This is a genomic window from Sphingobacterium sp. MYb388 (assembly GCF_037479535.1).
GTDB classification, from domain to species: Bacteria; Bacteroidota; Bacteroidia; order Sphingobacteriales; family Sphingobacteriaceae; genus Sphingobacterium; species Sphingobacterium anhuiense.
Genome location: NZ_JBBGYV010000002.1, coordinates 867,542 through 881,687, shown reverse-complemented (window position 1 = coordinate 881,687; position 14,146 = coordinate 867,542). Strand labels below are relative to the sequence as shown.

Genomic DNA, 14,146 nt, shown 5'->3' with positions numbered 1-14,146 from the left:
ACGATGTAAAAACAGCTCATTACTAATGAGGAATAGGTTTAGAGAAAAGAACGAAATTCCAACTGCTCGATAGTAAATAAGGAAATCAAAAAAAACGATCAAGTAGAAATGCTACTTGATCGTTTTTAAAATTATATTTAAAATAGATTTTATTCATGGACTAAAAGTCAGAAAAATAGTACGATCTATTTTCCCCCTCTATAGCCTTTTTTTAATAAATACTCTTGGGATCTGTTTTCAATTGTTCTTTATCTGTTTTAATCATCAATGCTTTAATCTGCTCCGGATTTTGAATGGCTGTTGGATTAAATTGATTGCTATTCATATAATCCAGCGTAGAGATCAACAATTGCTTTGCTACAAAACGTTCATCCAATTTTTGAGCAAGATCTATTGAAACCAACATTAATTTACCCTGACCAACTTTCGCTTCATAAGCCAATGCCAATTTACGGTTATTAGCAAAGTTATCCACCATCTGAATCACTGATTGACCACCTGACAATGAATCAACGATAATTGTTGTGGAATTGATATTCAGATCCCACCATTGCCAGTTGGTATGCAAGTCTGTTGGAAATTTTTTAAACATCGCATGATTAGGATCGACCAACATTCCCATTGTTCCCGCCTGTTTAGGAAAATGAACCGGGCTCCAGAATACAGGTACAAATTTTCCTTCCAGTCCTTTTATCTTTTTCCAATCCGGATTCAATAAGACCTTCTTACCCTGATTCAGCAGTACAAATGCTTCATTCACATCTCTTGTGTAATGCACATCACCATATGAAACTTTTTCTGATGCAGGATATACCCAGATATCCCATTTATTGGTATATGTAGTACCTTTTAGATCAACTTCCACAGACAATTTTGATGCCGTCGGTACTTCTCCCAAATCAAACTGCAACTGTCCAATGCCCGCATTGTATCCATTGGAAAGATTACCAACAACTGTTCCGCTTTTTAAAACTTTTTCTCCGTCTTTGATGCGCCATACGATTTCCTGGTTTTTAAGTATTTTGCCACCATAATTTGATACCGCGATCTGCGCTTCAAATCGCTCTGAGTTCGTGTACGTGGCCTTTGGAAAATGAAGTAAAGGAACAATCGGCGCATTAAACTGGCTGAAAGTCTTCGCATCAATCACACCCTTACTATCCCAGAAAGCATCAAGCAATCCAACCAAAGCCGTTCCCTGGCCAGGAAAATCATGCAGATCCAACAATTGAAAACCACTGATTCCACCCGTTTTAAGCGCTCTTTCAATTTCTTCTTTATACAGTATTGCTGCTAGTTTTCCTGAAGCAGACGTAAAAGAATCGGCTTGCCCCAACATCCCTTTCTTTTCCAGATCCTTTTTTACCGCCTTAAAATTGATTGGTTCCAATACACCCGTATATTTATCAATCTCTTTCAGATTAGGGTATACTGCGTATTGACCGATTTCATGGGTTACAATTGGAACTTGAAAATTCGCAACCGCTTTTTCATAATTTGTATTAAATGCCGGTGATTTCGAATTAAATACACCCTGTCCCCTTACCCAACCATCTTTCGTATATTGGGTAATCAGAAAATCGTCATTATATTCAGGTCGATCTCCATGTCCACTTTCAAACGTGTAAGATGTATTAGCATACAGATGCCTTTTATCAACCGATTTCAATGAATCGACCAACTTATTTAAGGTTTTCATATCACCCTGCAACTCATTACCCATACTCCACATCATAAAAGAAGGATGATTACCATATTCACGAATCATACGGCTTGCTTCCTGATACAGGAATGCTGTAGTAGGCGCATCTTGTCCAATCGTTAAAGACCATACCGGAAGCTCTACCTGCAAGTACATCCCGATTTCATCCGCAACATCAAATGCTGCCTTAGGTGGGCACCAAGAATGAAATCTGATGTGGTTCAAACCCCATTCCTTTGCCGTCATAAAAACTTTCTCCCATCCCGCTTTATCCATCGGAGGATGTCCGGTTAAAGGAAAAATATTACATTCTAAAGTACCGCGCAGGAAAACAGGCATGCCATTCAATTCAAAAGCATTGCCCCTTGATGCAAATTCGCGCATACCAAAACGCACATTTTCCTTAGATTGATGTTTTTTGGTTTTCAAGAATACCTCGCAAGTATATAGATCAGGAGTAAACTCACTCCAGGTTTTTACATCACCTGCAATCGGATATTCGTATTCCAGTTCTGTTACACCGGGATTCAAAACAAGTTCCTTGTTCGGGTATATTTCATTTTTAGCTTGCTGTCCAATCTGCACATTAAGGGTCCCCTTAATTGCCTTACTATCAAAATTATGTGCCTTAACCTTTACGCGAACTATTTTTCGAACTAAATCAGGAAAAACCTGTATATCGGAAAGGTTAACCTGATCTAATGCCTGCAGACTAATTTCACCGATAACACCATTCCAGATAATCTGTGTATGATCGGTATAAGCATGTCCCATATTATCAGTACTGATATCAAAAAGCTTACGGTTGTCCACTCTGATTGTAATCTGTTGCTCTTTTCCCGCCTTTAAATAAGGTGTTATATCATAAAAATGAGGGGCAATTATACTATTTTCCTCCAATTCTACCTTTTGACCATCTACCCAGACATTTGTTTTCCAGATTGTTCTTTCCAGTTTTAAGATCACCCTCTTCTTGTCCCAAGCCGTGGGTATAGTGATAGCTTTACTATACCAGGCAGAACCTAGATACGCATGTTTACGTGTCAAGTGTGACACTTGTGGTTTTTGAAGAGCGGGCTTTAGCGTATTTGCAGTTCCCAAACCAGCATCATCAGTCGTACCCGGTAAAAGCATGGACTGCTTAAAATATTGTGTCGGCCACCCCTGCTTCTCGCCAATATCCAAAGAATCCAATGCAACCGACCATTTGCCGGAAAGATCCAGTTTCTCCTGCGCATAACCAACAGCACCAAAGGTCAAGCCATTTAAAAGCAGACCATAGCGAAGAAAATTTTTAATTGTTATCATAGTTTTTGCTTATTCCTTATTCAACATCGTGTATTTAACACAATCACAAATTTAGCTAGCAGACAGCGGTATAGACAATAGACAAAATGCTCAAAAACATGTAAAAAAAAAGGAAAGTTCACCGATCCGGTAGATGAACTTTCCTTTTTTTTAATACCACACTGAAAATATAAAAACTTTTTATTGATTTTAATTCAATAATACTATCATTCCAAAAAATAAATATGTAATCGACGATTCTTAACGCACCAATAGATAGCATCAACCTTTATTTTCCGAGCCAGAGTTTCAATTTGAAACCCCAAGGCTATCTCTATTTCCTGCTTCATTAATAAGATTAAGTACACGCTACACATTTCTTCTGTAACCCAGCTCTGCACCACCGCTCACCGGTAAATTAACTCCCGTAATAAAGCGTGCTTTATCAGACAATAGAAATACGCAGGCATCAGCGATCACATCACCATCAGGACAGTAGCCCAATGCATGAATATCTTTCAAAAAATCAAAGACCTTATCGGGATCGGCCTGCTCCTGAGCCCATGTCTTAAGCATTGGCGTCATTACTGCTGCAGGAAGCACAGTATTAACCCTTACTCCATCTTTTGCATAGTCCAGCGCCATTGATTTAGTAAGCGCATTTATGGCACCTTTTGTCGCCGAATAAGCCGCATGATTTTCCTGTCCGATCTCTCCCACCAAACTCCCTGTATGTATGATACAGCCTTTCGACGCTTTTAAATGAGGATAACCATGACGTGTCGTCAACAAGATACTCTTGATATTCACATTCATCAAGAGATCCCACTCATCATCTGTTGTTGTATGCAAAGGTTTTGATGGGGAACCCAATCCGGCATTGTTATGAATAGCATCTAGCTTTCCAAAACGAGCTATTATCTTTTCTACACTCTCCCGTACATCCTGATCTTGAGACACATCACAGCAAATCCCCAGATGCTCACCACCTATTGTTTTTATCGTTTCCGCAACACTCAGCTCGTCCAATCCGATGACAGCGACATACGCCCCCGCAGCAACATACGCTTGTGTGCAGGCCAATCCAATCCCCGCTGTTCCGCCGGTAATCAAGATTACTTTATCCTTCAATTCTTTCATTGAACTCGATCTTTTTATAGCTATTTATTATTAAAAGCCCATAAGCTTTTTCTTGTCAACTTTATGCCAGTACCGTGATCACGACTATAGCAATTTCTGTAAATTAACGCTTTTTCCAGGAGTCAGTTTGACTTCAACTACACGACCCTTATATTTTACTTTACAGGTAGTAGCGTATTTTGCTTTGACAAAAGCAGACTTCAATTTACCTCCTTGCCAATTCATATCCACTTCGACAGCTCCTCGAGCCTTTAAACCTGATACTTCACCGTCACTCCAGCCTTGCGGCAATGCGGGTAACAATTCTATAAAATCTTCATGACTTTGCAAAAGCATTTCAGCCATTCCTGCGATCACACCAAAATTACCATCAATCTGAAAAGGAGGACAAGCGTCAAACATATTATAATATGTTCCACCACCACCATCATATTTTGTATTCATATCTCCAGTTGGCCTCAACTGCTTATTCAACATCGTCAATGCACGATCACCATTATGCAACCTTGCCCACAGTGCAATTTTCCATGCGTAGGTCCATCCCACACCATCATCACCCCGTTTTTCTAAAGATTTCTGTACCGCCTTAGCTAGCTCCGGTGTTTTATTCACCGTTATTTCGTTACCCGGATAAAAGGCAAATAGATGTGACAAATGCCTGTGAGCAGGTTCAACTTCCTCAAATTCATGTGCCCATTCCATTAACCTGCCATCGCTTCCTATAGTTGGTCTTGCCAATTTCCCTTTAGCCACCTGTACTTTTTTCACAAAAGCATCTTGCTCACCTCCCAAAATCGCAGCTGATTTAAGCGTATTTTCAAAAAGGTTAAAAATAACCTGTTGATCATGTGATGGGCCCATACTGATCTGTGCCACAGAACCGTCAGGAGCTTTAAATGAATTTTCAGGAGATGGAGAAGGACCAGAAACTAAAAAGCCAGTTTTAGGGTCAGCGACCAACCAGTCCAAATAAAATAGACAAGCCTCTTTTAAGATCGGATAAGCTTTGGTTAAAAAAGCTTTATCCTTTGTAAAAGCATAATGTTCCCAAATATGTTGCGCTATCCAGGCGCCACCACCAATGTGCATGCCCCAGCTCGCACTTTCTCCAGGAGAAGTATACCCCCATACATTTGTGATCGGGTGCAGGGCCCAACCCGACATTTGATATTGTGTTTTTGCAGTCTTTTGACCCGGGGCCACTAAAGAAGCAATCAGGTCCATCAATGGTCGATGCGATTCCGATAAGTTTGCCACTTCCGCCGGCCAATAATTCATCTGAACATTGATATCCGTATGGTAGTCACCATTCCACGGAGTCTGTATTTTATTAGCCCAGATTCCTTGCAGATTTGCCGGTAATCCACCATCTCGTGATGATGACAACAGGAGATATCGACCATACTGAAAATATAATGGATACAAAACCTGTTCATTCCCAGATTGCACATTACTAGCCATCAAGGTGTTTGTTGCTTGATCATTCTTTACATTTCCTAATCGAAAGTCCACTCGGTCCATATAAGACGAGAAATCTTCTGTATGTCTCTTTTTCAGAAGCGGATATTTTTTAGACACAATCTTAGCCACGATTTGAGCATGCTCTTTTTCAAAATTTGGATTAACAAATGTTGGATATTCCTGCTTATAATTTGTCTTAGCCGTCACAATCAGAGTCAATGCATTTGCCCCAGTAATCTGGATCGCTTTACCTAATGCACTAATTTTTCCGCCTTCCAGCACCGGAGTGACCTGCGCAATATATTTCATTCCATCTCCTCCTCTACCGTTGTCCATCGTTCCTGACATCTGCAGCCTATTGTCAACCACAAGTGTCTCGAACCTTTCCGGTCGATCCAGGTTCAGAGCAACCTGAATTGCTCCGGGACGATCCGCAGTCAAACGAATGACAATAGCCTGATCCGGATGACTAGCAAACACTTCCCTCGTAAACTTGACGCCATTCTGAATAAAAGTTGACCGCGTTATTCCGCTCATCAGATCCAGTTCGCGATAGTAGTTTTGATATGGTTTATCCGATCCAAAATCTAACCGCAGATCACCTAATGTCTGAAAACAACCAAAAGGCACGTTTGCCCCATTTCCGGATCCAGATCCCTTACCCTTCGTTATCTGTGTTTTATTCGTTAGCGCTGTCGCTTCTTTGTATTTTCCTTCAAAGAGCAATTGCCTAATTTTGTTGAGTGCGTTCGGTGCATCAGGATTATCGCCATCATCCATACTACCGCTCCATAACGTCATCTCGTTAAGCTGTATACGTTCATGGTTAACATCGCCAAATACCATAGCTCCAAGTGAACCATTACCTACAGGCAATGCTTTCAGCCATTCGGGATCACTTTCCCATCCATTTGCCGCATCTTTAACAAGTGCATTAGCCGGACTTTCATACCAAATTTTATTCCTTTTTGCATCCTGGGCTTTCAAAGTCGAAATACCAATACAAAAAATTAGTAAACAAGCAGCAAGTTGCTTTGTATTATTCATTGCAATTATTAGTTATGAGTGTCGGTTTTAATTGGTAAAAATGAGCACATGACACTCTGTTTAATGATATATTATATGATTTCGTTTACATAAACGAAATTAAAATCAAATAAATTTTTCGATAGCGAAAATTCTAAGATACAATATGCATTTTAATCCGTGTGGAAAACCTCTTCCATATCTGACCAAGTTGCACCCTTTGCTGCAGCATCCGGTAACGGAATCTGACAGGGATCCGTCTCTTTCCACCAGCGCTGTGTCTCCGGATCATCTCCCATTTTCTTCATATCCAATTCAAAATTATCACCTACATATTCAAAATAACTAAAGAGATAGTTTTTCCCGTCTATTTTTTTTAAGTAAATGGAGTAATTCTGAATATTACATTCTTTTATCATTTTTAACACACTAGGCCATGCCGCTGCATGAAGCTTTTTATACTCCTCTATTTTCTCCTCTTTAAGCCCAGTGACAGATGCATACCGTTTCACCTTTTGAAGTGAACCGTTATCTTTACATCCGACGAAGATTAATGAAACCATCACTAACCCGATTACAAATCGAAGTAATACCTTTTTATTTAAATATTCCATATAATACCACAACAATTAATAACAATAGTCCCGATAATACCCTATAATTTCCAATACCTTTCCAAGCTTTTCCCTTAAGAGGTTCCAGTGGATTTTTCCAGTATAATTCCTTACTTTCGGCTGTATGTTGCACAGGAAAACGATAAGAAAATATGATTTGTATCAACACACAGATTATAAACAGGTAAAAGGCCATCACCATAAAGGGGATCTGGCCTATCCATGTTCCTGGTAAAAGCTTATTCGCGATAAAGACAATCACACCCAATGCAGAACCGATCCATAGTGTCCATTTCGAAGATGCCGCAGAAGCCTTCTTCCAAAAGATTCCTAAAAGAAATACACATGTTATCGGCGGTGCGATATGTGCAATTACATCGTTGATTCCATTAAATATACTTTCGTATTTATCTAACAAAGGAAGAAGAGCTAAAGAAAAAGCCATAGCTACTACTGCCGAGATTTTACCTGCAGTTATAAGCTGCTTATCTGTTGCATGTGGTCTCTTCTGCTTATAGATATCATAGCTGACCATAGTGGAAATAGAATTGAGTGCACCTGATATCTGACTCATTAAACCCGATAGCAAAGCTGCGACCAATACCCCGATCAAACCAGATGGCAACAATTGTGTAATCATCAACGTATAGATACCTTTTGAATTTACATTTCCGGCAACGTCAACACCTAAGCTTGTCAGATCCAACTGCCCCGTTTTAAATAAAGTGTAGGCAAATAATCCAGGAAGAACAAAAATAAAAACCGGCAAGATTTTAATAAACCCACAAAAAAGTGCACCTACGCGGCCATGATTTTCATCCTTAGCACCGAGTACCCGCTGCACAATCGTCTGATCCGCACACCAGTACCAGATACCTAAAATGGGGTAACCTAAGATCACGGCATACCATGGCATACCACTACTGTCCCCATGGGGATGCAACATCGATAATCGTTCAAGCTGACCTTCATCAACCAAAACATCCTTCATCGAAATCCATCCGCCCATCTTATCGTAAGCAGCAAAACTGATAATAAAAGCACCAGCCAAAAGAACAATAGTCTGGATAGATTCCGTTATAACCACGGCCCGTAAACCTCCGAGTATCGTATAGATGCCCGTGATAATACAGATAACGGTAATACTCAAATACATATCAAAACCAAAAAGTGTTTTAAGTACAATCCCCCCTGCCAACATCGAAAATGCGATATGAATCACAATTGCCGATACAATGGATATCATCGTCAGCCATTCACGACTTGCTTTATCATACCTACGTTCCAAGAAATCAGGTAAAGTTGAAACACCTGACTTCAGATAAAACGGTACAAAAAACAAAGCAAGCAGGATAAGGGTAAAAGCTGCCATCCATTCAAAATTACCATTCAACAACCCGGTATCAAATCCGCTCTGTGCCAAACTAACTAAATGGACCGTTGATATATTTGTTGCAAAAAGAGCAAGTCCTATTGCCGGCCATTTCAACGATTTGCCCGCTAAAAAATAGTCACTGGCAGAACCTTTATTTTCGAGTTTCTGACTCACCCCTGCCCATATCCCTACCGCTAAGATGAGTAGTATATAAATGATGGCAATACTTAAGTCTAACGATCCTAACATCAAATTATTAATTAAAGTAAATCACAACTACTTCCTACTTCCATAGGAGTTTTATACACGCCTCCTTCAATCTGTACAGGATGTACAAAATGGGATTTTAAATGCGGAATATGTTCTAAGAATAATGCTTCATGCCCCATGGAAATATGATTAAAAAGCACCAGATGCTGATGTAATTGTCCCATATCGCCCACATGTGGCACTACCGGAATATTATATTTTCGACATAATAAACTTACACTGATAAATTCACTAACACCACCTACCCTGACAGCATCGACCTGCACAAATCCAGCGGCATTTAGCTGTAGATAATTCTTAAATACAATACGATTGGGGACATGTTCACCCATTGCAACCTTAATTGGCGCTATTGCATCTGTTAATGTTTTATGTGCTAAAATATCATCTGGATGTGTAGGCTCTTCAATCCAATAGGGATTCATCGCTTTCAGTTCATCACAGATCGACAGTGCCTGCGGAAGTGTCCATTGCTGATTTGCGTCCAACATAACTGTAGCGGCATCGCCGGCTACCTCCCTTACAATATGAGCACGTTTAATATCACGGAGCGGGTCAGTACTTCCAACCTTCAGCTTCATCGCACTAAAACCATTATCTAAAGCCCTACGGCAATTCTCCCGCACTTGCTCATCCGAGTAGTTAAACCAGCCCACTGAAGTATCGTATCCCGTATAGCCACTATCAATGATACCCATACGGCTATCCTTCGTGACCAAATTCGTTTCTAGCAAAGCAATCGCTTGCTGAGCGGTCAATTCATCTTCTAAATACGATAAATCAAGTGTATTCACAATCTCCTTAGCTGTCAGATCGGTCAACAATTTCCATAGCGGCACACCTCTAGTTTTCGCCCATAGATCGTAACAAGCATTGGTTACTGAAGCCAGTGCCAAATGCACAATTCCTTTATGGGGGCCCAACCATCTAAACTGCTGTTCATTGCTTAGCGCATTGAATATGCGACCAAAGTCGGCCATTGTTTCTTCTATCCCTTTGCCCACTAAGCGTTCAGCATAAAAGGCCGCAGCCTGACATACTAATTCATTACCTGCCCCAATAGTAAAGGCTAATCCAGTACCCACACGGCCTTTGTCATCCATTAATCGGGTTACGGCATAAGAATAAATTGGGTCTTTATGCACAGCATCACTTCCAGCTCCTGTATTCAAAGGAAAGCGTTTATCTTCGATATCAAATCTCGTTATCATCTATTTATTTAAACTGTTATTTTTTAATTATCACTATTTCCGAAGTTTTATTCATGTTCACCATAAACCCTATTTTCCTAAGACACATATTGATTTAAAACCAACCTCCCATCGTCCATGACGATCATCAGTACATATTACCGGTAAGTGCTTCGATTCTTAGTGATATCATTGGTTCTCTACTGATCATAAAATTAACCTAAATAAATAGTTTTGATTGACGGATTATTAATCAGTATTGATACTATATTAACATAAAATACTAGCAAAATCTTATATCTCTGGTCAATTTGTTCAAGCTATTTACCATACGTCTTAATGGACTAAAAATGTAAATAAATAATAATGTGTTTTTGAATATAAGAGCATATCAGCAACTAAAACAAAAATGTGGCACAGAATTGCTCCTGCACCACACACTAACCATCTTAAAAAATAACTTTAAGGATATTATATTTTTAAATAATTTTGAAACAAAAAGTATATATAAAACATTTTTTTGAGTTATTAATAAGGCTAGTTCATTCTGTCATTTATTATAACGACCTAGTTTTCTTCGTCAGCATTTATAATTTTCTAAATTAAAAATCGATAACAGCCTTAATCAGATTTTGGTCTGGTTGATACAACGTTTCAAAGTCATCAATAAGATGATCGAAAGGAATCCGGTGGGTAATGTATCCATCCGTATCAATAAGTCCCGCTTGTATCAACTGGATTACTTTCTTAAAGTCTTGAGCCCGGGCAGAACGGCTTGCTTTTAATGTAATTTCTTTCCGATGAAAATTAGGATCATCAAAAGTAACAGATCCAACAAATAATCCTACAAAAACAATAGTTCCTCCTTGCGCAACGAGGTTAAACGAATTTTCCATAGATACTTTACTACCCGTTGCATCAAACAGCATGGTAGGCAATTCTCCGTTAAAGGCATCCCTGATATCCATTTCTATGGTATCTGACAATAAGATGGTTTCTACTTCAGGAAATTTATGCTTAATAAAATCCAGCCTACCTTGTAACAAATCCACAACCGCAACTTTCACACCCGCCAAGCGCGCAATAGCAGCAACACCCAATCCGATAGGGCCGGCACCGATCACCAAAACTGTGTCATCGTGCAAGATCTGAGCGCGGTCTACAGCATGCGCACCAATCGCCAGAGGTTCGACCAAGGAAATCTGATCGTCATCAAGCCCCTCTGTAAGATGTACATTAGTGGCTTTATACGTGATGTATTCCTGCATTGCACCATCTTCATGAACGCCCAATACGGTTAAGGTGCTCCCACAATTTGTTTTACCCTTGCGCACTGCCTGATCTTCTACCAGATTACGATAAGGCTCAACTGTGCACTTATCTCCAATTTTAAGCCTTTTCACTTCACTTCCTACTGCAACAATTTCGGCAGATACTTCATGCCCCAAAATACGTGGATAAGTAAAAAAAGGTTGCTTACCTTTGTATGCATGGAGGTCGGTACCGCAAATCGACACTTTCTTTATCTTCAACAATACATCATCAGGTTTAAGATCTGATGGCTTTTCTTTCGTAATATATTCGAACCGGCCTGGTTCATGCAATATAATTGCTTTCATGTTTTTCATTAAAAAAATACTTGTTTATGTTCAATTTGACCTTAGGTCAAAAATTAACAGTCGCCCCACCATCAATAGGCAATAAAACCCCGGTGATATAACGTGCTGCTGGAGAGGAGAGAAAAACTGCGGCATTTCCCACGTCTTCAGGTTTTCCAAAACCTTCCATAGCAATCCGATTAATGATCTTCTCTTTTCGCTGCGGATCGTCACCAATTGCTTTAAAAAACATCGGACTCTCTATCCATCCCGGAACTAACGTATTGACCCTTACATTATATTTCGAAAACTCTGTGACCAGATTTTGCATCAGGCCAGTCAAAGCAGTTTTAGAAGTACCGTAAGCCGAGACACGATCCATACCAAACATTCCGGTCATAGACCCAATAAATAAAATAACTCCATCTTTTCTTTCAACCATTTTAGCGGCACACGACCTGCTTAGGCTGAATACACTGAGCACATTGGTCTGTATAATTTTTTCAAATTCAGCATCACTAGTTTCCAGTGCATATTTTTTTAAATGAACACCTGCATTGTTGACTAAAATATCAATTGGCCCTACTGCAGATTCTATACGATCTATCAATCCTGGAATAGCTTCTGTATTGGCTAGATCAAAGACAAAATAATGAACATCCCCTCCTAATTCGAGTTGCGCCTGCTGTAGCGTTTCTTCTCGACGGCCTACAATGACCACTCTCGCACCCGCCTCCAACATTGCTTTTGCTATTCCAAATCCAATACCTGTTCCGCCACCTGTTATCAAGGCTGTCTTGCCTTTTAATGAAAATGCTGTTAACATAGTTGTATTATTTTAATTAATTTAAATTCTTCTAAAACTTATATCATAATCAGTTTCCAACGCCAATTTCACTGACAATGGCTTCTCCCACAGATTCTACAATCTCAAATTTCACGTAACGCGTTTTTACTGAAGCAAAATCCGATATCTTTAAATTGGTGTTTTTCTGCCACTTCCCTTCCGTTATCTTTTTAAAGTTTTGACCATCCAAACTTGTGGAGATCATATATTTAGTTATTATCCCATTATAACCTAACCAGCGTGCCGGTAGATAATACAGCTTCCTTATATCTTTGGCTGTTCCCAGATCAAGGACAAGGGCTCGTGATTTATGAGGTGCAAATTCCCAATAAGTCTGAAAAGGTGAAAACCCGCCGTTATCAGGAATCTCATCACTGCATCCATCGATCATCACGTTCGCTGTGGTCTGGGTCAGCAGCGCTGCGATCGGCGAGCCATCATTAGCTGGAGGTGCTGGCTGGGTAACTGCTTTACCAGCAGTAGCGGTAATACCCACAGGTAAAATGTAACTATTCACGGTTTCGGGCTGTGCCGGTAGCGGTAAACGGGAGGTATCTGGTTTCCATCTTTTTCCAATTTCGACCAAGCGATCGACTACCTCTTTATCAAAAAGACCCTTACGGTTAGGCGCTATATTGAGCATGAAATTGCAATATAGCGGTTCAAGACGCTGTAGCTTATCCAACGTATAGTCCAGACTTTTGACATTCTTAGGTGAATCTGCATGCCAAAACCAGCCGTTGGTCATCGTCAAAGCCATCTGCGAAGCAAACACATTATTTCCAGGAGGAAATACCCCTTTTGGTCCTTCATAATAAATCAAATCCGTTTGAAAATTACTGTTGCCATTATGTTCAGATATAAGGCAATTGGGTTGTAATTTTTTAACATGATCATAGATGCGTTGATACGAAATAAGGGTATGGCCCATTTTCCAATTCCATCCATCGAAGATAATTTGCGGGATCTCTCCATAATTTGTTAAGAGCTCCGTGAGTTGATTCAGTATTAACTGCTCTTCTTTCAGCCCTCCGTTTTCAACACCATTGTGACGGTCCCAAATGGAAAAATATAAACAAGGCTTTATACCCCGACTACGAAATGCATCCACATATTCTTTTACAACATCTTTTTTGTAGGGACTACTTGCGACATCATAATCCGTATACTTAGAGTCCCATAGACAAAATCCGTCATGATGTTTTGTGGTTAAAATAGCATACTTCATACCTGCAGATTTACATGCATCAGCCCATTGATTGCAGTCAAGCTCGGTCGGATTAAATTTCTTAGGATCGTGATTGGGGGAAGCCCATTCTTCATCGGTAAATGTTCCCATATTAAAATGCATCATAACCCCAAATCTCAGATCGACAAAATCTGACTGTAAAGTATACAAACTCTTATTTTCTTGTCCCTGAACATTACCCGACAGCATCGAGATTGTACTTAACAAAAGTCCTAACTTTCCAATCTTCAACTTGGAGTAAAGTCTTTTTTTTCCTATTGATGCCATATTAAAAATAATTATACACTTAAGATTTTATTCTGGTTTATATGATCACTAAGTTAAAGGCTTAAAAAATTAAAAACCAATTGGCAATTCACCAATTTATACGCTATATTAGCATAATTA

9 protein-coding genes are annotated in these 14,146 nt (G+C 39.6%); all 9 read right to left on the bottom strand.

Going from position 1 to position 14,146, the window contains the following annotated elements; translation table 11 throughout:
• Positions 1–211: 211 nt before the first annotated feature.
• Complete coding sequence (locus WH188_RS09590) at positions 212–3,010, bottom strand: sugar-binding domain-containing protein (RefSeq protein WP_339423889.1); 2,799 nt, start codon at positions 3,008–3,010, stop codon at positions 212–214.
• Positions 3,011–3,358: 348 nt separating this feature from the next.
• Entirely contained in the window at positions 3,359–4,129 is a 771-nt protein-coding gene (locus WH188_RS09585; protein WP_168127401.1) for an SDR family NAD(P)-dependent oxidoreductase, read from the bottom strand.
• Between the two features lie 84 nt (positions 4,130–4,213).
• On the bottom strand, positions 4,214–6,637 hold the full coding sequence (locus WH188_RS09580; protein ID WP_168127400.1) for a glycoside hydrolase family 95 protein: 2,424 nt from the start codon (positions 6,635–6,637) through the stop codon (positions 4,214–4,216).
• A 152-nt stretch (positions 6,638–6,789) separates the two neighbouring features.
• On the bottom strand, positions 6,790–7,230 hold the full coding sequence (locus tag WH188_RS09575; protein ID WP_237682801.1) for an L-rhamnose mutarotase: 441 nt from the start codon (positions 7,228–7,230) through the stop codon (positions 6,790–6,792).
• Complete coding sequence (locus WH188_RS09570) at positions 7,214–8,854, bottom strand: sodium:solute symporter (RefSeq protein ID WP_168127399.1); 1,641 nt, start codon at positions 8,852–8,854, stop codon at positions 7,214–7,216. The genes WH188_RS09575 and WH188_RS09570 overlap by 17 nt, the downstream gene beginning before the upstream one ends.
• Positions 8,855–8,865: 11 nt before the next feature.
• The gene (locus tag WH188_RS09565) at positions 8,866–10,086 is read right to left on the bottom strand and encodes an enolase C-terminal domain-like protein (protein WP_168127398.1); all 1,221 of its coding nucleotides are present in this window, start codon (positions 10,084–10,086) and stop codon (positions 8,866–8,868) included.
• A 581-nt stretch (positions 10,087–10,667) separates the two neighbouring features.
• Positions 10,668–11,684, bottom strand: coding sequence for a zinc-binding alcohol dehydrogenase family protein (locus tag WH188_RS09560; RefSeq protein ID WP_168127397.1), 1,017 nt, complete (start codon positions 11,682–11,684; stop codon positions 10,668–10,670).
• A gap of 46 nt (positions 11,685–11,730) precedes the next feature.
• The gene (locus WH188_RS09555) at positions 11,731–12,489 is read right to left on the bottom strand and encodes an SDR family NAD(P)-dependent oxidoreductase (protein WP_168127396.1); all 759 of its coding nucleotides are present in this window, start codon (positions 12,487–12,489) and stop codon (positions 11,731–11,733) included.
• Positions 12,490–12,538: 49 nt separating this feature from the next.
• Complete coding sequence (locus tag WH188_RS09550; protein WP_168127395.1) at positions 12,539–14,026, bottom strand: alpha-L-fucosidase; 1,488 nt, start codon at positions 14,024–14,026, stop codon at positions 12,539–12,541.
• Positions 14,027–14,146: the final 120 nt, after the last annotated feature.